General features: G+C 70.2%; 17 protein-coding genes. 10 read left to right on the forward strand and 7 right to left on the reverse strand.

Annotated elements, in window-relative coordinates:
• Positions 1-821 (forward strand): alpha amylase C-terminal domain-containing protein (locus tag ACWDA7_RS37635; protein ID WP_450610562.1); only part of this gene is annotated, 821 nt, incomplete at its 5' end.
• Positions 822-886: 65 nt separating this feature from the next.
• Here the strand turns inward: ACWDA7_RS37635 and ACWDA7_RS37640 are convergent.
• The 5 genes from ACWDA7_RS37640 to ACWDA7_RS37660 all read right to left on the reverse strand — a co-directional run bounded on the left by ACWDA7_RS37640 (position 887) and on the right by ACWDA7_RS37660 (position 5375).
• On the reverse strand, positions 887-3181 hold the full coding sequence (locus tag ACWDA7_RS37640; RefSeq protein WP_450610584.1) for a HelD family protein: 2295 nt from the start codon (positions 3179-3181) through the stop codon (positions 887-889).
• Positions 3182-3300: 119 nt separating this feature from the next.
• Positions 3301-3633, reverse strand: coding sequence for a thioredoxin family protein (locus ACWDA7_RS37645; protein ID WP_450610564.1), 333 nt, complete (start codon positions 3631-3633; stop codon positions 3301-3303).
• Entirely contained in the window at positions 3630-4058 is a 429-nt protein-coding gene (locus ACWDA7_RS37650; protein WP_450610585.1) for a MerR family transcriptional regulator, read from the reverse strand. Before ACWDA7_RS37650 ends, ACWDA7_RS37645 begins: the two co-directional genes overlap by 4 nt.
• A 146-nt stretch (positions 4059-4204) precedes the next feature.
• On the reverse strand, positions 4205-4528 hold the full coding sequence (locus ACWDA7_RS37655) for an MFS transporter (RefSeq protein WP_450610566.1): 324 nt from the start codon (positions 4526-4528) through the stop codon (positions 4205-4207).
• Between the two features lie 76 nt (positions 4529-4604).
• Positions 4605-5375 (reverse strand): DUF2127 domain-containing protein, encoded by a 771-nt coding sequence (locus ACWDA7_RS37660; protein WP_450610587.1) that lies wholly within the window; start codon positions 5373-5375, stop codon positions 4605-4607.
• A 604-nt stretch (positions 5376-5979) separates the two neighbouring features.
• Here ACWDA7_RS37660 and ACWDA7_RS37665 point away from each other — a divergent pair.
• Positions 5980-6597, forward strand: a complete 618-nt coding sequence (locus ACWDA7_RS37665) for a TetR/AcrR family transcriptional regulator (RefSeq protein WP_450610568.1) — start codon at positions 5980-5982, stop codon at positions 6595-6597.
• Between the two features lie 139 nt (positions 6598-6736).
• On the opposite strand, the gene ACWDA7_RS37670 is transcribed toward ACWDA7_RS37665, so the two are convergent.
• Positions 6737-8110 carry a cation:dicarboxylate symporter family transporter gene (locus ACWDA7_RS37670; protein ID WP_450610570.1) on the reverse strand — a complete coding sequence of 458 codons (1374 nt, stop codon included), beginning with the start codon at positions 8108-8110 and terminating at the stop codon, positions 6737-6739.
• A gap of 211 nt (positions 8111-8321) precedes the next feature.
• Here ACWDA7_RS37670 and ACWDA7_RS37675 point away from each other — a divergent pair, with 211 nt between their 5' ends.
• From ACWDA7_RS37675 to ACWDA7_RS37695, 5 genes are all read left to right on the forward strand, one after another.
• Complete coding sequence (locus tag ACWDA7_RS37675; protein ID WP_450610572.1) at positions 8322-9983, forward strand: sensor histidine kinase; 1662 nt, start codon at positions 8322-8324, stop codon at positions 9981-9983.
• Positions 9980-10672 (forward strand): response regulator, encoded by a 693-nt coding sequence (locus ACWDA7_RS37680; RefSeq protein WP_450610574.1) that lies wholly within the window; start codon positions 9980-9982, stop codon positions 10670-10672. The genes ACWDA7_RS37675 and ACWDA7_RS37680 overlap by 4 nt, the downstream gene beginning before the upstream one ends.
• Before the next feature lie 110 nt (positions 10673-10782).
• Positions 10783-12177, forward strand: a complete 1395-nt coding sequence (locus tag ACWDA7_RS37685; RefSeq protein WP_450610576.1) for an extracellular solute-binding protein — start codon at positions 10783-10785, stop codon at positions 12175-12177.
• Positions 12174-13040, forward strand: a complete 867-nt coding sequence (locus tag ACWDA7_RS37690; protein WP_450610577.1) for a carbohydrate ABC transporter permease — start codon at positions 12174-12176, stop codon at positions 13038-13040. The genes ACWDA7_RS37685 and ACWDA7_RS37690 overlap by 4 nt, the downstream gene beginning before the upstream one ends.
• A gap of 1 nt (position 13041) precedes the next feature.
• Positions 13042-13881 (forward strand): carbohydrate ABC transporter permease, encoded by an 840-nt coding sequence (locus ACWDA7_RS37695; protein WP_450610579.1) that lies wholly within the window; start codon positions 13042-13044, stop codon positions 13879-13881.
• A gap of 147 nt (positions 13882-14028) precedes the next feature.
• Here ACWDA7_RS37695 and ACWDA7_RS37700 read toward each other — a convergent pair whose 3' ends face one another.
• Positions 14029-15054: an ATP-dependent 6-phosphofructokinase gene (locus ACWDA7_RS37700; protein WP_359409086.1), complete on the reverse strand. Its 1026-nt coding sequence runs from the start codon at positions 15052-15054 to the stop codon at positions 14029-14031.
• Between the two features lie 332 nt (positions 15055-15386).
• Between ACWDA7_RS37700 and pta the strand changes: the two genes are divergently transcribed.
• The 3 genes from pta to pyk all read left to right on the forward strand — a co-directional run bounded on the left by pta (position 15387) and on the right by pyk (position 20212).
• Complete coding sequence (gene pta / locus ACWDA7_RS37705) at positions 15387-17477, forward strand: phosphate acetyltransferase (protein WP_450610581.1); 2091 nt, start codon at positions 15387-15389, stop codon at positions 17475-17477.
• On the forward strand, positions 17474-18682 hold the full coding sequence (locus ACWDA7_RS37710) for an acetate kinase (RefSeq protein WP_450610582.1): 1209 nt from the start codon (positions 17474-17476) through the stop codon (positions 18680-18682). Before pta ends, ACWDA7_RS37710 begins: the two co-directional genes overlap by 4 nt.
• 99 nt (positions 18683-18781) lie before the next feature.
• Positions 18782-20212, forward strand: a complete 1431-nt coding sequence (gene pyk / locus ACWDA7_RS37715; RefSeq protein ID WP_432932732.1) for a pyruvate kinase — start codon at positions 18782-18784, stop codon at positions 20210-20212.
• Positions 20213-20336 lie beyond the last annotated feature (124 nt).

A 20336-nucleotide genomic window follows, 5' to 3' on the forward strand; every position in this document is an offset into this window, starting at 1 on the left:
ACGGCGTCACCCGCGCCACCGACCACAGGGGGCCCAGCGGCTTCGGCGGTCTGGGGTTCGGCCTGAAATGGAACATGGGCTGGATGCACGACTCCCTCCAGTACATGAGCCACGAGCCGATCCACCGCAAGTACCACCACCACGAGATGACGTTCTCGATGGTGTACGCCTACAGCGAGAACTACGTGCTGCCGATCTCCCACGACGAGGTCGTGCACGGAAAGCGGTCGCTGGTGTCGAAGATGCCGGGCGACTGGTGGCAGCAGCGCGCCAACCACCGGGCCTATCTGGGCTTCATGTGGGCTCATCCCGGCAAGCAGCTCCTCTTCATGGGACAGGAGTTCGCCCAGGGAGCCGAGTGGTCCGAGGCCCATGGACCCGACTGGTGGCTGCTGGACCCGGCGTACGGGGCGGAAGCCGACCACCGGGGCGTGCGTGACCTGGTCCGCGACCTCAACTCGGGCTACCGCCACACGCCGGCGCTGTGGCAGTGCGACACCGAGCCCTCCGGCTTCCAGTGGGTGGTGGGCGACGCCGCCGACGACAACGTGTTCGCCTTCCTGCGCTACGACGCCGAGGGCACACCACTGCTGGCCGTCTCCCACTTCTCCCCCGTCGTGCGCCACGACTACCGCCTGGGCGTCCCCGACGACGTCCCGGCCTGGTACGAGGTGCTCAACACCGACCTGGCCAAATACGGCGGCAGCGACGTCCACAACCCCGACCCGCTGAAGCCGGAACCCACGCCCTGGCACAGCCGTGCGGCGAGCATCCGACTGACCCTGCCCCCGCTGTCGACGGTCTGGCTCCGCCCGGCCTGACGTCTTCCCTCGTCGAGGGCCGGGGCCCGGCGTCCCCGGCCCCCGGCCCTCGACGAGAAGGCCGTTCAGGCGGTGGCGGCGACGTCCAGCGCCGTCTCCAGCGCCTTCGGCAGCTCCCCGGTGTGCAGCACGCCCAGCCGCTGCGTGGCCCGCGTCAGCGCCACATAGAGATCGCTCGTGCCGTAGCGGGCGGGCTCGACCACCAGCACCGAGTCGAACTCCAGGCCCTTGGACTGGCGCGGGTCGAGCAGCACGACGGTCCGGGTCAGGTCCGGTTCCGCGCCCGCCGTGACCCCGTCGAGCCGTGCCGCGAGCGACCGGTGCAGTTCGCGCGGCGCGATCACCGCGAGCCGGCCCTCGGCAGGGCTCAGCTCTCCGACCGCCTCGGCCACGGCGGCGGGCAGGTCGCCGGTGGCCCGCACCCAGGGCCGTACGCCCGTGGACCGTACCGAACTCGGCGGTTCGAACCCGGGGTTCTCCGCGCGGACCACATCCGCCGCCACGTCCATGATCTCCGACGGGGTGCGGTAGTTCACGCCGAGCCGGGTGTGCTCCCAGCGGTCCTCGACATATGGCGCGAGGATCTCGGACCACGAGCCGACCCCGCCGGCCTCGGCCGTCTGCGCCGGGTCCCCGACCAGCGTCATCGAACGGGTCGGGCTGCGCCGCATCAGCAGCCGCCACGCCATCGGCGAGAGCTCCTGCGCCTCGTCGACGATGATGTGCCCGAACGCCCAGGTGCGGTCGGCCGCAGCGCGTTCGGCCGCGCTGCGGTGGTCCGCCTCCTCCTGCCGCTCGGCGAACCGCTCCGCGTCGATGATGTCGTGCGCGGACAGCACCTCGGACCCGTCGGGATCGCTGTCCTCCTTGTCCTCGAACTCGTACGTCCGGGACGCGAACGACACGTCCAGCACGCCCTGCGCGTACGCGACCTGGCTCTCCCGCTCGCGCTCGGCGCGCGCCCTCGCCACCCGGTCGTCCTCGCCGAGCAGTTCGGCGGCCTCATCGAGCAGCGGTACGTCGGCCGTGGTCCAGGCACGCGTGACCCGGCGGCGGATGGCGGCCGCGTCCTCGTCGGACACATACCCCGCCGGGTCCGCGAGGAAGTCCGCGACCAGCCGCTGCGGCGTCAGTCGCGGCCACAACTGGTCGATGGCGGACCAGACTTCGCGGTTCTCGGCCAGTTCGTCGCGGATCTGGGTGACATCGCTGGCGTCGAGAAGGTTGCTGCCGTCGTACGGGTCCGTACCGATGCGCTCGGCGACCATGTCGGTGAGCGTGTTGAGGATGTGCCCCTCGAAGTGCTCGCGGGCCACGTTGTGCGGCAGTTGCGCCGCACGGGTGCGCTCGCGGGCGACGTTCACCAGGCCGTCGTCGAGCATCAGGACCTCGCGGTCGTGCTTGATGGCGATCACCGGATCGGGCAGCGCCTGCCGGTCGCGTACCACGGCGGCGAGGACGTCGGCCATCTCGGCGCGCCCCTTCACGGCGGCCGCCGCGGGCGTGTCGGTGGCGGTCGCCCGCACGCCGGGGAAGAGTTCGCCGACGGTCGCCAGCAGGACGCCGGTCTCGCCCAGCGAGGGAAGCACCTCGCCGATGTAGCCGAGGAACGCCGGGTTCGGGCCGACGATGAGGACGGCGCGGCGGGCGAGCAGCTCCCGGTGCTCGTAGAGCAGATACGCCGCCCGGTGCAGGGCGACGGCCGTCTTGCCGGTGCCGGGACCGCCCTCCACCACCAGCACGCCCCGGTGCGGCGCGCGGATGATGCGGTCCTGGTCGGCCTGGATGGTCTGCACGATGTCGCTCATCCGGCCGGTGCGGGCCGCGTTGAGCGCGGCGAGCAGCACAGCGTCCCCGGACGGGTCCTCGTGGCCGGTGCGCTCGCGGTCGCTCAGGTCCAGGATCTCGTCGTGCAGGGAGGTCACCCGGCGCCCCTCGGTGCCGATGTGCCGGCGCCGGCGCAGGCCCATCGGTGTGTGACCGGTGGCCAGGTAGAAGGGCCGGGCGACGTCGGCGCGCCAGTCGATGAGGACCGGGGTGCGCTCCGCGTCGTCGCTGCGCAGCCCGATGCGCCCGATGTGGTGGCTCCGGCCGGAGGTGAGGTCGATACGGCCGAAACAGAGCGACCCGTCCACCGCGTTCAGCGCCGCCAGCAGCCCCGAGCGTTCGGCGACCAGGATGTCCCGCTCCAGCCGGGCCTGCATGGGCTTGTCGCCCTGTGCCAGCGCGTCCGCCACGGAGTCCTCGGTGTCACCGCGCAGGGCGTCCACGCGCGCGTACAGCCCGTCGATGAATTCCTGCTCCCGACGCAATTCATCGTCCGGAAATTCGGTGTTTGACAATTCCGCTCCCGCTCGGATATACTGAGCCCACTAAACTTCTTCGCGGCCCAACCCTTTTGAAGTCGCGAATCATTGAATATACGCAAAGAAATCCCCCGAGCGCAATTGCTCGGGGGATTTCTTTGTGACCGCGACGGTCAGAGCAGGTCGGACAGTTCCTCCAGCAGCCGCCGCTTGGGCCGCGCCCCGACCATCGCCTTCACCGGCTCGCCGCCGCGGAAGACCATGAACGTCGGCATCGACAGCACCTTGAACGCGTTCGTGGTCGCCGGATTGGTGTCCACGTCCAGCTGCACCACCTTGAGCCGGTCCCTCTCCTCGGCGGCGAGGGCGCTGAGCACCGGGCCCATCTGCCGGCACGGCGGGCACCAGTCGGCGGTGAACTCCACCAGCACGGGCAGCTGCGCCCCGATCACCTCCGTCTCGAAGTCCGCGTCCGTCACCTCGGTCACGCCTTCAGCCTTGATCACCGCTCCTGCCCTCCCAGCTCGCACACCGGCTCCGGACCGCCCGGAACCGCAGCCTCGGCTGCCAGCGCCGCCTGCGCCTGCTCCGCCCTCGAAAGCTGATCGCCGACCTTCACCCGCACCGCCCGCAATTCGTCGATCAGCGCGTCGAGCTCGTCCAGCTTGCGCCGGTAGACCGCGAGTGACGCCGGGCAGGAGTCGCCCTCCGGATGCCCGGCGCGCAGGCACTCCACGAAGGGCCGCGTCTCCTCCAGGTCGAACCCGAAGTCCTGCAGCGTGCGGATCTGCCGCAGCAGCTTCAGATCGTGCTCGTCGTAGGTGCGGTATCCGTTGCCCGTGCGCCGCGCGGGCAGCAGCCCCCGCGACTCGTAGTACCGCAGGGTGCGTGTGGTGGTCCCGGCCCGCGCCGCCAGCTCGCCGATTCGCATGCGCACGACCGTAATCCTTAACCCCGGCGTCAGGGCAACGCGCCCGCCGGGCGGCGGCAGCGGCCGCGTGGGGCGGTCCGATCAGCCGGGCGGCAGCAGCGCCCGCCGGGCCGCGCGCCGTCGTCAGGCACCGCACGACCCGGACGTCATGAGGGCGCCGGCCATTCCGGTGGCCACCAGCAGCCCGGCCGCCGTACCGAACGCGGCCCCGGCGCCCCGGGCGAAGAACACACCGCCGAGCAGGGCGACCCGAGCGTCGAGCCGAGCTGCTGCGCGGCGTTGAGCAGCCCGGCCGCGGAGCCGGTCTCGTGCGGGCGTACCCGGTGCAGCGCCGTGGTGAAGAACGGCACCGCGAACAGCCCCTGCCCCACTCCGCACACGGCGAGCACGGGCAGCAGCGCCCACGCGTAGCGGCCGGCCGGGACGACGGCGTACACGGCGACGGCGGCCAGGACCCCGGCGAGCAGCACTCCGAGCCCGGCGTGCAGGACCCGCGTCCCGTAGCACGCAAGGCCGCGGGCCCCCTGGGTCCGGCGCAGGCCCGGGTCAGACGGTGACCGGGAAGCCCGCGGACTCCTCCACCTCGAGCAGCGACGCGCTTCGCCGCTCCTCGTCGAACGCCTTGCGGCCGCCGCGCAGGCCGAACAGCCGTTTGGCGAGGGCGATATAGAGGACCGCGAGGATGTTGAGGACCAAGGTGGCGATCTTCAGAGCGCTGATGTGCTCGGTCAGTTCGTAGACCTCCAGCGGGAGGAAGGCCGCGGTGGCGACGACCGTCAGGTACTCGGCCCAGCGCTTCGCGTACCAGAGTCCGACCGCCTCGATCAGCTCGATCAGCGCATAGGCCAGCAGCAGCCCGGCGACCAGGAGCAGCGTGGAGTGCTTGTAGCCGAAGGACTTCTGGATGGTGCCGACCACGGGTGAGTGGTCGAGGTCGTAGTGGAAGTGCCGGAAGACGGGCCGGAACACGTCCAGGTTCTCGTTGAAGAGACGCCGCACCGCGTCCTGGCTGTTGCTGAACCGCCAGACGGCCACCGCGACCAGCGCGATGAACACACCGCGCACCGCCCGTTCGATCGCCAGGAAGCGCAGGATGAACAGATCGCGCAGCACCTTGCCGCGCGGTACGAGCGGCGCCTCGCCGGCGGGACCCGAGCCGTGCGGCTCGCCCAGCACGAAGTCGCCGCAGCGCAGGCACCGCCAGGCATCCCCGACGCCCGTCCGGGCGTGCAGCCGCGTCCGCAGCCGGGGGTCGTCGGGTGCGTAGGTCACATGCCCGCGACGCGCGCAGTGGCGCCGGTCCCAGTCGATCTTCATGCCCCCGTGCCTCCCGCCGAAGTGCCGTGCCGGTCGGTCCGGCACGGCACCATGGTGCATGTACTACGAGACGTAGGTGCGCGGGACAGGGTTCCGGGAGGCCGTCAGCTGGTTCCGGAGGTCGCGGGCTCCCGCTCCTCGCTGTGCTGCTCGGCCGGGGCCGGGCGCCCCTGCGCGGCAGCAGCATCGCGACCAGTACGGTGCCGGCTCCGAGGATCACCGCGCCGACCAGACTGGTGTGGGCGACGGCGTCGGCGAAGGACGAGCCGACCGCGTCGGCCATCTGGCGTGCGCCGTGCGCGAGCTGGTCGGCCTGCGCCTTCAGCCGGCCGGCCTGCTGGGCGCTCTGGGCATGCGCCGCCTGCTCGGCCAGGTGCCTGGCCCGGTCGCCGATGTCCTGCGCCACCGCGTACCCGGCGCCGACCGAGTCCTGCGCGGTGGACAGCGCGCTCGCCGGCAGCCCGCTGCCCGCCGTGGCGTCCGCCAGGTGCGAGGAATACACGAGCCCGCCAGCAGTGCAATTCACGTCGTTGCACAGCACTGTGCAAATCAAGAAGGTGAAGGCTCTGCGGAGGCACCCGGAGGCACTGGGCGGCGGTGCAGAATGACAGCCATGACCACGGGTAACGCCAGCCGCGCCGACGCCAACCGCCGCCGCATCCTGGAGGTCGCGCTCGCCGAACTGCTGCGCGACCCCGACGCGTCCATGGATCAGATCGCGCGGGCCGCGGGCGTCGTACGGCGCACGGTGTACGGGCACTTCCCGAGCCGGGAGGCGCTGATCGGCACACTCGTCGACGGAGCGGTGGACGCGGTCGCGGCGGCGCACGCGGCCGGCCGCGAGGGCGTGGCGGACCCGGCGGAGGCGGTGGCCCGCTCGACGCTGGCGGTGTGGGAGGTCGCCGACCGCTACCGGATCCTGGTCGCGCTGGCCCAGCGCAGCGTCAGCGTGCAGGGCATCCGCGACCGTCTGGCGCCGGTGCGCGAGGCGTGCGCCAAGGTCCTGGCGCAGGGCTTGGAGCAAGGTGTGTTCACCTCACCGCTGCCGCCGCGAGCGCTCGCGTACGTGCACGAGCAGATGCTGTTCGCGCTGATGGAGGCGGTGAACGAGGGCGTGCTGTCGGCCCGGGGGGCGGGCCGCTCCGCCGCGGTCACCGTGCTGACCGCGGCGGGCGTGCCCGCCTCCCGGGCCACCGAGCTGGTGGCCAAGCTGAGCGACTGAACGACCGCCCTGGAACACGACCGAGCGACCGGGCCCGAGAGGTACGGGCCCGGCCGCTCGACGGCTGGGGAGGTCCGGTCCGGGCGGCAGAGAGACGCGGGGAGCGTCCCGGCCGCCCGGATGGCGAGGTGCGCGGGGCTCAGGCCTTGGCCAGTTCCTTGTCGCCGCCCTGCTCGGGCGTCTCGGCCGGGACGGCCGTCCGGCCCTCGTCGAGCAGCGTCGTCTCGTCGAAGGGCAGCCGGCCCGTGAGCACCTGCTGCACGCGCTCGTTGTCGATCTCCTTCGTCCAAGTGCCGATCAGCACGGTGGCCACGGCGTTGCCCGCGAAGTTGGTCAGGGCGCGGGCCTCGCTCATGAAGCGGTCGATGCCGACGATCAGGCCGACGCCGTCGACCAGCGCGGGCTTGTGCGACTGCAGACCGCCGGCCAGCGTGGCGAGACCGGCGCCGCTGACGCCCGCCGCGCCCTTCGAGGCGATGAGCAGGAACAGCAGCAGCGGGATCTGCTCACCGACGGACATCGGCGTGCCCAGCGCATCGGCGATGTAGAGCGACGCCATGGTCATGTAGATCATGGTGCCGTCGAGGTTGAAGGAGTAGCCGGTCGGGACGGTGATGCCGACGACCGGCTTGCCGACACCGAGGTGCTCCATCTTCGCGATCAGCCGCGGCAGTGCGGACTCGGAGGAGGAGGTGGACAGGATCAGCAGGAACTCACGGCCCAGGTACTTGCAGAGCGTGAAGATGTTCAGGCCCGCGACGAGGCGCAGCAGGGCACCGAGGACGACGAAGACGAACAGGACGCAGGTGACGTAGAAGCCGAGCATCAGTACGGCGAGGCTCTTGAGCGCGTCCAGGCCGGCCGAGCCCACGACGGCGGCGATCGCTCCGAAGGCACCGATCGGGGCGGCCCACATCACCATGGCGAGGATGCGGAAGACCAGCCGCTGGATGTGCTCGACGCCGCGCAGCACGGGGACGCCCGCCGAACCCATCGCCTGCAGTGCGAACCCGGCGAGAAGTGCGACGAGAAGGGTCTGCAGGACCTGGCCCTCGGTGAAGGCGGAGACGAAGGTCGTCGGGATGATCGAGAGCACGAAGTCGACCGGCGGCAGCGCGTCCGGTGACACCTGGGCGTGGCCCACGTCCTTGATCGCGTTCGTCAGGTGGAGGCCCTCACCGGGGTGCAGGACGTTGCCGACGACCAGCCCGATGGCCAGCGCGACCAGGGACATCACCAGGAAGTAGCCGAGTGCGATACCGCCGACGGCACCGACCTTGGCGGCCTTGCGCACCGAGCCGATGCCCAGCACGATCGTGCAGAAGATGATCGGCGAGATCATCATCTTGATCAGATTCACGAAGCCCGTGCCGAGGGGTTTGAGCTCCACTCCGAAGTCGGGCCAGATCAGGCCCACGGCGATGCCCAGCGCCACCGCGATGATCACTGCTATGTACAGATAGTGGGTGCGATCCCGCCTCGCGGCGGGTGCGGCAGGTGCCGTCGTCGTCACGGCTGCCTCCTTGACGTCTTCGTCGGCATCACCGGCGTGCGGCTCACGTCCGGGATTCGGGGGCTCCGGGGGCGGATCTCCGGGCTCGGGGGAGCCGGGGAGTGCGTCCCGGGATGCGGTGACTATCTCCCGCCGCGTGAGGGGCGTCACCCTTCCGTTCATTTAGTTCACGCTTATACGGCGAGCCGGAACCGCGAGGCAGACTGAACGCATGTTCACGCCTCGTCTCCCGAGACCCCGCAGCCTGGCCGGCCAGCTCTTCGCGATGCAGGCCGTGCTGATCGCGGTGCTCGTCGCCGGGTACGCGCTGTTCACCTACGTCAGCGACCGCAGTCAGGCGCGTGAGGCGGCCAGCCGTCAGGCCATGGCGGTCGCACGCTCGGTCGCCGATGTGCCTTCGGTGCGGGAAGCGATCGGGACCGCCGACCCGACCTCCCGTCTGGAGCCGTACTCGCTCGAGGTCCAGGACGACACCGGGGTCGACTTCATCACGATCATGAACCCGCAGGGCATCCGCTGGGCCCACCCCGACCGGAACCAGATCGGAAAACGCTTCCTCGGCCACATCGCCCCCGCCCAGCACGGCCAGTCCTTCACCGAGACCTACACCGGCACGCTCGGCACGTCCGTCCGCGCGGTCACCCCCATCGAGGACGACGGCCGCATCATCGGCCTGGTCAGCGCGGGCATCAAGGTCGAGTCGATCAGCGCGCGGGTCCAGGACCAGGCGACGGCCCTGATCGGGGTCGCGGGAGGCGCCCTGGTCCTGGGCGCCATCGGCACCTATGTGATCAACGCCCGGCTGCGCCGCTCCACCCACGGCCTGAACGCGACCGAGCTGAGCCGTATGCACGACTACCACCAGGCCGCGCTGCACGCCGTGCGCGAGGGCCTGCTGATGCTGGACGGCCAGTTCCGGGTGGCGCTGATCAATGACGGCGGCCGGGAGCTGCTGGGGGCGACCGGCGAGGTGGTGGGCCGCTCGGTGGCGGACCTGGGACTGCCCGCCCCGCTGACCGGCGCCCTGCTGTCCTCCGCACCGCGGGTGGACGAGGTCCACCTGACGGGCACCCGCGTCCTCGTCGTCAACACCTCCCCGGTCTCCGGCGGCGAACGCCGCGGCACGGTGGTCACTTTGCGTGATGTGACCGAGCTCCAGTCCGTGATGGGCGAGTTGGACTCGGAGCGGGGTTTCACCCAGGCACTGCGCTCGCAGGCGCACGAGGCGGCGAACCGACTGCACACGGTCGTCTCGCTGATCGAACTCGGCCGCGCCGAGGAGGCCGTCGACTTCGCCACGGCCGAGCTGGAACTGGCGCAGGCCCTGACGGACCAGGTGGTCGCGGCGGTCAACGAACCGGTCCTCGCGGCCCTGCTCCTGGGCAAAGCCGCGCAGGCCAACGAGCGGGGCGTGGAGCTGGTGGTGTCGCGGGACAGCCGCATCGACGACGGACTGCTGCCGCCGTCGCTGCCCGCCCGGGACCTGGTGACGATCCTCGGCAACCTGATCGACAACGCGATGGACGCGGCGCAGGGTTCCAGCGGCGCCCGGGTGACGGTGACGGCGTACACGGACGAGTCGGGCCTGGTCCTGCGGGTCGCGGACACGGGCGCCGGGGTTCACCCGGCGCACGCCGAGGCGGTGTTCGAACGCGGCTGGTCGACCAAACCCGCGACGACCCCCGGTGGCCGCGGTCTCGGCCTCGCCCTGGTCCGCCAGACGGCGCGCCGCCACGAGGGCACGCTGACGGTGTCCGAGTCGGCCGGGGGCGGGGCGGAGTTCGAAGCGCGGGTGCCGTTGCCCAGCATGAAGGCGGCCGCCTCGGCGGAGCCGGCGTCGCCGGAGGCCGCCCTGTCCGGAGGTGAAGCATGACCGAACCCATCCGCGTCCTGGTCGTGGAGGACGACCCGGTGGCCGCCGACGCACACGTCATGTACGTCGGCCGGGTCCCGGGTTTCACGGCGGTGGGCAAGGCGCACACGGGCGCGGAGGCGCGGCGCCTGCTGGACCGTACGCCGGTGGATCTGCTGCTCCTCGATCTGCACCTGCCGGACGGGCACGGGCTGCAACTGGCGCGCACGCTGCGGGCGGCCGGCTACCACGCGGACGTGATAGCCGTGACGTCCGCGCGCGACCTGGCGGTGGTGCGGGAGGGGGTCTCGCTGGGGGTCGTTCAGTACGTGCTGAAGCCGTTCACTTTCGCGACGCTGAGGGACCGTCTGGTGCGCTACGCGGAGTTCCGCGAGGCGGCGGGTGAGGCGAGCGGCCAGGAGGAGGTGGACCGGGCGCTGGCCACGCTGCGGGCGCCGGGCCCCCCGGCCCTGCCGAAGGGGCTGAGCGCGCCGACGCTTCAGCGGGTGACCGGGGCGCTGCGCGACTGCGAGGAGGGGCTCACCGCGGCGGGCGCCGCCGAGGCGGTGGGGATCTCCAGGATTACGGCGCGGCGGTACCTCGAGCACCTCGTGGAGGCGGGGCGCGCCGGACGAAGTCCGCTCTACGGGCAGGTGGGGCGGCCGGAGTTGGTCTACCGGTGGATCCGGACCGCCGAGAAGGGCCGGTAGGCGGAGCTCCGCATTCAATCCCTTGCAGACGCATTGACCTGACTAGACCAATCCACTTACGTTCACCGGGCAGTCATCCAGGCCACAACGAAGTGAGCCCGTAGGAGGTCGTGCCCGTGCGCCCCACCGCCGTCCGCCCCCGCTCAACTGCCCCGCTCACCACCCTCGTTGCTCTCGCCCTCGCCGCGACCACTCTCACCGCGTGCGGCAGCGGCTCCGGCAGCGACCCGGACACGGTGAAGGTCTCCTTCAAACAGTCGACCGACAACTCGATCCATGTCATGGACGACTACCTCGCCGGTATCAAGAAGCAGTTCGAGAAGGAGAATCCCGGCAAGAAGGTCGAACTCGTCCCCATCAAGGCCCCCGACTCGGAGTACTACACCAAGCTCCAGCAGATGCTCCGCTCCCCCAAGACCGCCCCCGACCTGGTCTACGAGGACACCTTCCTCATCAACTCGGACATCACCAGCGGCTATCTCAAGCCGCTCGACCCCTACCTCGCCAAGTGGAAGGACTGGGACCAGTTCATCGACACGGCGAAGGCCGCGGCCCGGGCCGAGGACGGAAAGACGTACGGCGTCCCGGACGGCACCGACACCCGGGGCCTCTGGTTCGACAAGGGCATCTTCAAGAAGGCGGGCCTGCCCGCGAACTGGCAGCCGAAGACCTGGGACGACGTCCTCGCCGCCGCCCGCACGATCAAGCAGAAGGTCCCCGACGTCACGCCCCTCAACATCTACACCGGCAAACCGGCCGGCGAGGCGGCGACGATGCAGGGCTTCGAGATGCTCCTGTACGGGACGGGCGACGGCATGTCGGATCCCCTGCACGACAAGGGGACCAAGAAGTGGATCGCCGGCGGCCAGGGCTTCAAGGACGCCCTCGGATTCGTCCACACCGTGTACCAGGAGAAGCTGGGCACGGACGTCTCCCAGGCCCTCGACCCCAACATCCAGACGATCGTGCGCGGTGAGCTGCTTCCCAAGGGCAAGCTCGCCATCGACCTCGACGGCTCCTGGCTCCCGCAGGACTGGCTGCAGGGCAGCGGCCACGAATGGCCCGAGTGGTCGAAGGAGCTGGGCCTCGCGTACATGCCCACCCAGCACGGCCAGGCGCCGGGCAAGGTGAGCATGTCGGGCGGCTGGACCTGGTCGGTCCCCGCCAAGGCGGGCAATCCGGACCTGGCCTTCAAGTTCATCCAGACGATGCAGACCAAGGCGAACGCGCAGAAGTGGTACATCGCCAACTCCGGCATCGCGGTGCGCAAGGACGTGGCGTCGGACCCGTCGTACGTGAAGGCGCAGCCCGGCATCAAGTTCTTCACCGACCTGGTGAGCAGTACGCACTACCGGCCGGCGTATCCGGCGTACCCCAAGGTGTCGACCGCCATCCAGGAGGCCATGGAGAGTGTGACCACGGGTGACGCGTCCGTGGAGAAGGCGGCGAGCGGCTACGACGAGGCGCTCAAGGCGGCGACGAACAATCAAGTGGTCCAGAAGTGAGCGATCCGCACCGCTCGCTGGCCCGTGCGCTGCCGGTGGTCCCCGCCGTGGTCCTGCTGCTGCTCTTCCTGGCGGGCCCGATCGCCTACTGCGCGTACATCGCCTTCACGGACCTGCAACTCACGGGCCAGGCCCACTCGTCGTTCGTCGGCTTCGCCAACTTCCGTACGGCGTTCGGGGACGAGGCCTTCCTCAACGCCGTCTGGCTGACACTCGTGTTCACCGTACTGTCCTCACTGGTCGGCCAGAACACGCTGGGGCTCGCCCTGGCGTCGCTCATGCAGCGGGCCTCGAAGCCGGTCCGTACCCTGACGGGCGGGATCGTGGTCACAGCGTGGGTGCTGCCGGAGGTGGTGGCGGGCTTTCTGCTCTACGCCTTCTTCCGCAAGGAAGGCACGCTGAACGCGATCCTCGACTGGCTCCGGCTGCCGTCCCAGAACTGGCTCTACACGCTTCCGATCCTGGCCGTGTCGTTCGCGAACGTGTGGCGGGGGACGGCGTTCTCCATGCTGGTCTACTCGGCGGCGCTGAACGAGATCCCGAAGGAGATCACGGAGGCGGCGCAGGTGGACGGGGCGGGCGGCGCACGCCGAATGTGGCACATCACGCTGCCGATGATCCGCCGCTCCATCGGCACGAACCTGATGCTGAACACGCTCCAGACGCTGTCGGTCTTCGGGCTGATCTGGGTGATGACGAGGGGCGGGCCGGGGAACAAGAGCCAGACCCTGCCCCTGTTCATGTACGAACAGGCCTTCCAGAACAGCATGATCGGGTACGGGACGGCGGTGGCACTGTTGCTGCTGCTGGTCGGTTCGGTGTTCTCGATCATGTACATGCGGCTGCTGCGGACGGAGGTCTGACGTGGCATCCACGCTCGTCTCCCGCCGTGCGGGCCGGCGTCTGGCGGCCGACGCCGGCCTGCTCGTGGCGGCCGCGGCGTTCGCCCTGCCGCTCGTGTGGGTGGCCCTGTCCTCGGTGGACCCGCACGCGGATCTGCGGGTGAAGGCCCCGGACGGCGTCACCCTGGACAACTTCGACGCGGTCCTGAAACCCGACATCACATTCACCCCGTTGCTCAACAGCCTGATCCTGTGCGGCGGGGGGACACTGCTGACCGTGGTCTGCGCGGCGCTCGCCGCGTATCCGCTGTCGCGCTTCAGGTCCCGGCTGAACCGGCCGTTCCTGCTGACGATCCTGTTCGCGACCAGCCTGCCGATCACAGCGATCATGGTGCCGGTGTACGCGCTGTTCGTTCAGGTGAACCTGATCGACACGGTGCAGGGCACGATCCTGTTCTTCGCCGCCTCTCAACTCCCCTTCGCCATCTGGCTGATGAAGAACTTCATGGACGGCGTCCCGAAGGAGTTGGAAGAGGCGGCGTGGACGGACGGCGCTAACTGGTTCCAGTCCCTGGTCCGCATCGTGCTGCCGCTGATGGGGCCGGGGGTCGCGGTGGTGACGGTGTTCTCGTTCGTGGTGATGTGGGGCAACTTCTTCGTGCCGTTCATGCTGCTGCTCACCCCGGACCAGATGCCGGCGTCGGTGAGCATCAACGAGTTCTTCGGCAACCGCGGCATGGTGGCGTACGGGCAGTTGGCGGCGTTCTCGATCATCTACTCGACGCCGGTGATCCTGCTGTATGTGCTCGTCGCGCGCCGGCTGGGTGGCGGGTTCGCGTTGGGCGGGGCGGTCAAGGGGTGACGGCGGGCGACCTGCGAGGTGCGCAGGGAGCCCGCTCACCTCGCGGGTCGCCCCCGCTCCCCCAGGTATCGCGCGGCCCCGGGCGGCCGACAATCGCCGGCCGGTCCCCCACCGGCGGCCGCTGCCGCCCGGGGGCCGGCGGCTCCGTCAGAACACCGACTCTGCCTCGTCCATCCGGTCCTTCGGCACCGTCTTCAGCTCGGTGACCGCCTCGGCCAGCGGCACCATCAGCACGTCCGTGCCCCGCAGTGCCGTCATCTTGCCGAACTCCCCGCGGTGCGCCGCCTCGACCGCGTGCCAGCCGAAGCGGGTCGCGAGCACCCGGTCGTACGCGGTCGGGGTGCCGCCACGCTGGACGTGGCCGAGGATGACCGGCTTGGCCTCCTTGCCGAGCCGCCTCTCCAGCTCGTACGCCAGCGCCGTACCGATGCCCTGGAACCGCTCGTGGCCGTACTGGTCGATCTCGCCCTTGCCGTAGTCCATGGTGCCCTCGGCGGGGTGCGCGCCCTCGGCGACGCAGACCACCGCGAACTTCTTGCCGCGGGCGAAGCGCTCCTCGACCATCTTGACCAGGTCGGCCGGGTCGAAGGGGCGCTCGGGGAGGCAGATGCCGTGGGCGCCTGCCGCCATGCCGGACTCCAGCGCGATCCAGCCGGCGTGGCGGCCCATGACCTCCACGACCATCACGCGCTGATGGGACTCGGCCGTCGTCTTCAGGCGGTCCATCGCCTCGGTGGCCACCGTCACCGCCGTGTCAAAACCGAAGGTGCGGTCCGTGGAGGAGATGTCGTTGTCGATCGTCTTGGGGACACCGACCACGGGCAGGCCCGCGTCCGACAGCATCCGGGCGGCCGTCAGCGTGCCCTCGCCGCCGATCGGGATCAGGGCGTCGATGCCGAAGTCGCGGATCATGTCCGAGGCGTTCTCACAGGCCTCGCGCAGCCGGTCGCGCTCCAGACGGGAAGAGCCGAGAATGGTGCCGCCGAGGGCCAGGATGCCGCTGACGGCGTCCAGGTCGAGGGTGCGGTAGTGGCCGTCGAGCAGACCCCGGTAGCCGTCCTCGAAGCCGATCACCTCGTCGCCGTACTGCGCCACCGCACGGTGCACGACCGACCGGATCACTGCGTTCAGGCCCGGGCAGTCGCCGCCTGCGGTGAGTACTCCGATGCGCATCGTGCTGTGTCTCCTGCTCGCTGTAGATACCGGTGAGCCAATCCGATTGTTTCACGGCCCACAGACGGATGCCGCTCCCGCACACCCCCTGCCGACCCACCCCGGCCCCGGGGGACCTGACGGGCGCCTTATCCAGCGCCAGAGGTATTGTCAAGGGGGTTCTGTTCACCCTCGCGGGGGGATTTCGCGAGCCACGGAACCCCATAAAAACATCTTGAATCGGTCGAAGGCGCCCGTGCCATCCCTCGACGCACGAGAGGGCGCAGAGCGACCCGCGGGCCGCCCGAGCCCCTGCCCGCCACCCCACCCGAGAGACGGAACGGAGAGCACGCGTGACGCGCAGCGTGTACGTGACCGGGATCGACCGCGGCGACGGCCGCCAGGTCGTCGAGCTGGGAGTCATGGAGCTCCTGACCCGGCAGGTCGACCGGGTCGGCGTCTTCCGCCCCCTCGTCCACGACAGCCCCGACCGTCTCTTCGAGCTGCTGCACACCCGGTACCGGCTGTCGCAGGACCCGGCGACCGCGCACGGGATGGACTACCACGAGGCGTCCACGCTCCAGGCCGAGCGCGGCACCGACGAGCTGGTGTCCACCCTCGTCGACCGCTTCCACGCGGTGGCCCGCGACTACGAGGTCGTCCTCGTCCTCGGCTCCGACTTCGCCGACACCCAGCTCCCCGACGAGCTGTCCCTCAACGCCCGGCTCGCCAACGAGTTCGGGGCGTCGGTGATCCCGGTCGTGGGCGGGCGCGAGCAGGCCCATGATTCCGTGCGGGCCGAGGTGCGCAACGCCTATCGCGCCTACCACACGCTCGGCTGCGATGTGCTCGCCATGGTCGCCAACCGGGTCGCGGCCGAGGACCGGGACGAGATCGCCGGGCGGCTCGACTCCCTGCTCCCCGTCCCCTGTTACGTCCTTCCCGACGACCCGGCCCTGTCCGCGCCCACGGTCGCGCAGATAGCCCAGGCCCTCGACGCCCGCGTCATCCTCGGTGACGACGCGGGGCTCGCGCGGGACGCCCTCGACTTCGTCTTCGGCGGCGCCATGCTGCCGAACCTCCTGGGTGCCCTCACCCCGGGATGCCTGGTGGTGACCCCGGGCGACCGCGCCGACCTCGTCGTCGGGTCGCTGGCGGCCCACAGCGCGGGCAACCCGCCGATCGCCGGTGTCCTGCTCACCCTGAACGAGGTCCCCGGCGCCGAGATCCTCTCCCTCGCCGACCGCCTCGCCCCGGGCACCCCGGTCCTCTCGGTGCCCGGCAACAGCTTCCCCACCGCCGCCCGGCTGTTCTCCCTGGAGGGGAAGTTGAACGCGGCCACTCCGCGCAAGGCGGAGCGTGCGCTCGGGCTCTTCGAGCGGTACATCGACACCGCCGGCCTGCTGGATCGGGTGTCCGCCCCGAGCAGCGACCGGGTCACGCCGATGATGTTCGAGCACAAGCTGCTGGAGCGGGCCCGCGCCGACAAGCGCCGCGTGGTGCTCCCCGAGGGCACCGAGGAGCGCGTGCTGCACGCCGCCGAGGTGCTGCTGCGCCGCGGCGTCTGCGACCTGACGCTGCTCGGTCCCCTGGACGGGATCCGCAAGAAGGCCGCCGACCTCGGCATCGACCTCGGCGACTCCCAGCTGATCGACCCGGCCACCTCCGGGCTGCGCGAGACCTTCGCCGAGAAGTACGCCCGGCTGCGCGCCCACAGGGGCGTCACGATGGAGCTGGCGTACGACATCGTCGCCGACGTGAACTACTTCGGCACCCTCATGGTCGAGGAGGGCCTCGCCGACGGCATGGTGTCCGGGGCCGTGCACTCCACGGCCGCCACCATCCGGCCGGCCTTCGAGATCATCAAGACCAGGCCCGACGCGAAGATCGTCAGCTCGGTCTTCTTCATGTGCCTCGCCGACAAGGTGCTCGTCTACGGCGACTGCGCCGTGAACCCCGACCCCGACGCCGAGCAGCTCGCCGACATCGCCCTCCAGTCGGCCACCACCGCCCGGCAGTTCGGGGTGGAGCCGCGGATCGCGATGCTGTCGTACTCGACCGGCACCTCCGGCTCGGGCGCCGATGTCGACAAGGTGCGCGAGGCCACCGAGCTGGTGCGGCTGCGCGACAGCGATCTGATGATCGAGGGCCCCATCCAGTACGACGCCGCGGTCGAGCCCAGTGTCGCGGCGACCAAGCTCCCGGGCTCGCAGGTCGCCGGGCAGGCGTCCGTGCTCGTCTTCCCGGACCTCAACACCGGCAACAACACCTACAAGGCCGTGCAGCGCTCGGCCGGTGCGATCGCCGTGGGCCCCGTTCTGCAGGGCCTGCGCAAGCCCGTCAACGACCTCTCCCGGGGCGCTCTCGTCCAGGACATCGTCAACACGGTCGCCATCACGGCGATCCAGGCCCAGATCCCCACCGAGAAGGCAGCAGCCCTGTGAGCAAGACCCGCGTCCTCGTCCTCAACTCCGGCTCCTCGTCGGTGAAGTACCAGCTGCTGGACATGCGCGACAACAGCCGGCTCGCCGTGGGCATCGTCGAGCGCATCGGCGAGCAGACGTCGCGGATCAAGCACGCCGCGCTCGCCACGGGCGGCAGCCATGAGCAGAACGGGCCGATCGCCGACCACCAGGCGGCCCTCAAGGCGGTCGCCGAGGAGCTGGCCAAGGACGGCCTCGGGCTCGACTCGCCCCAGCTGGCGGCCGTCGGCCACCGGGTGGTGCACGGTGGCATGTTCTTCACCGAGCCCACCGTCGTGGACGACGAAGTGCTCACCGAGATCGAGCGGCTGATCCCCGTCGCGCCGCTGCACAACCCGGCCAATCTCACCGGCATCCGTACGGCCATGGCACTGCGCCCCGACCTGCCCCAGGTCGCCGTCTTCGACACGGCGTTCCACGCGACGATGCCGGAGTACGCGGCCCGCTACGCGATCGACGTGAAGCTCGCGGACCGGCACCGGGTCCGGCGCTACGGGTTCCACGGGACCTCGCACGCCTATGTGTCCCGGAAGACCGCGAAGCTGCTGGGCAAGGCGCCCGAAGAAGTCAACGTCATCGTGCTGCATCTGGGCAACGGCGCGTCCGCCTCCGCGGTCAGGGGCGGCCGGTGCGTGGACACCTCCATGGGGCTCACCCCGCTGGAGGGGCTGGTGATGGGGACGCGCTCCGGGGACCTGGATCCCGCCGTCATCTTCCATTTGGAGCGCGTTGGCGGAATGTCCATGGACGAGATCGACACTCTCCTCAACAAGAGGAGCGGTCTGTTCGGTCTGTGCGGCGACAACGACATGCGGGAAATTCAGCGCAGGATCGACGAGGGCGACACGCAGGCCCGGCTCGCTTTCGACATCTACATCCATCGGCTGAAGAAGTACATCGGCGCCTACTACGCGGTACTCGGCAGGGTGGACGCGATCGCCTTCACGGCCGGGGTGGGCGAGAACGCGGCCCCGGTGCGGGAGGCTGCCGTCGCGGGCCTCGAGGAACTGGGCCTGGCGGTGGACGGCGCCCTGAACGCCGCAGGCGGCGACGAGCCGCGGCTGATCTCGCCCGCCGGCGCGCGGGTGGCGGTCGCCGTGGTGCCCACGGACGAGGAACTGGAGATCGCCACACAGACCTACGCACTGGTCGGAAAGGGCAACTGAACCATTTCGATCGGCTCTCGCCTGAGCACCGGCCCGCCCGTTTGTACTTTCCGCCAGACGGAATATTCCGCAGCGAAACAAACCGATAGGATCGCCCCCATGCGCCGTTCGAAAATCGTCTGCACTCTCGGCCCAGCGGTCGACTCCCACGAAATGCTCGTCTCGCTGATCGAAGCCGGCATGAACGTGGCCCGCTTCAATTTCAGCCACGGCTCGCACGAAGAGCACGAAGCACGGTACGTACGCCTGCGCGCCGCCGCCGCCGAAGCGGGCAAGGCCATCGGTGTCCTCGCCGATCTGCAGGGCCCGAAGATCCGTCTGGAGACCTTCGCGGAGGGTCCGGTCGAGCTGGTGCGCGGTGACGCGTTCACCGTCACCGTCGAGGACGTCCCGGGCGACAAGCACATCTGCGGTACGACGTACAAGGGGCTGCCGGGCGACGTCTCCAAGGGTGACCCGATCCTCATCAACGACGGCAACGTCGAGCTGAAGGTCACGGACGTCGAGGGCCCCCGGGTGAAGACGATCGTCATCGAGGGCGGCGTCATCTCCGACCACAAGGGCATCAACCTGCCCGGCGCGGCGGTGAACGTCCCGGCGCTGTCGGAGAAGGACATCGACGACCTGCGGTTCGCGCTGCGTATGGGCTGCGACATGGTCGCGCTGTCGTTCGTGCGGGACGCCAACGACGTCAAGGACGTCCACCGGATCATGGACGAGGAGGGCCGGCGCGTCCCGGTCATCGCCAAGGTGGAGAAGCCGCAGGCGGTGGCGAACATGGAGGACGTCGTGATGGCGTTCGACGGCGTGATGGTCGCCCGCGGCGACCTGGCCGTCGAGTATCCGCTCGAGAAGGTCCCGATGGTGCAGAAGCGGCTCATCGAGCTGTGCCGCCGCAACGCCAAGCCGGTGATCGTGGCGACCCAGATGATGGAGTCGATGATCACCAACTCCCGTCCGACCCGCGCCGAGGCCTCCGACGTGGCCAACGCCATCCTGGACGGCACCGACGCGGTCATGCTGTCGGCCGAGTCGAGCGTGGGGGCGTACCCGATCGAGACGGTCAAGACGATGTCGAAGATCGTCCAGGCGGCCGAGGAGGAGCTGCTGTCCAAGGGCCTGCAGCCGCTCGTCCCGGGCAAGAAGCCGCGCACGCAGGGCGGTTCGATGGCGCGTGCGGCCGCGGAGATCGCGGACTTCCTGGGCGGCAAGGGCCTGGTCGCCTTCACCAAGTCCGGTGACACCGCCCGCCGGCTCTCCCGCTACCGGGCCTGCCAGCCGATCCTGGCGTTCACCACGGACGAGTCCACCCGCAACCAGCTGGCGCTGAGCTGGGGCGTGGAGTCGCACGTCGTGCCGTTCGTGAACAGCACCGACGAGATGGTCGAGCTGGTGGACCAGGAGCTGACGCGGCTCAAGAGGTTCAACGACGGCGACATCGTGGTCATCACCGCCGGCTCCCCGCCCGGGGTCCCCGGCACCACGAACATGGTCCGCGTCCACCACCTGGGCGAGGGCCACCGCAGCTGACGCCGTGCACGGCTCGTGCGACACGAGGGCCCCCCCCCCCCGCGGCGCGGGGGGGCCCGCGCGCCCACACCAGTGACCGCAAGAATTTAAAAAACTAACACCAAAAAAAAAAAAAAAAAAAAAA

The sequence above is a fragment of the Streptomyces sp. NPDC001156 genome, assembly GCF_053598275.1.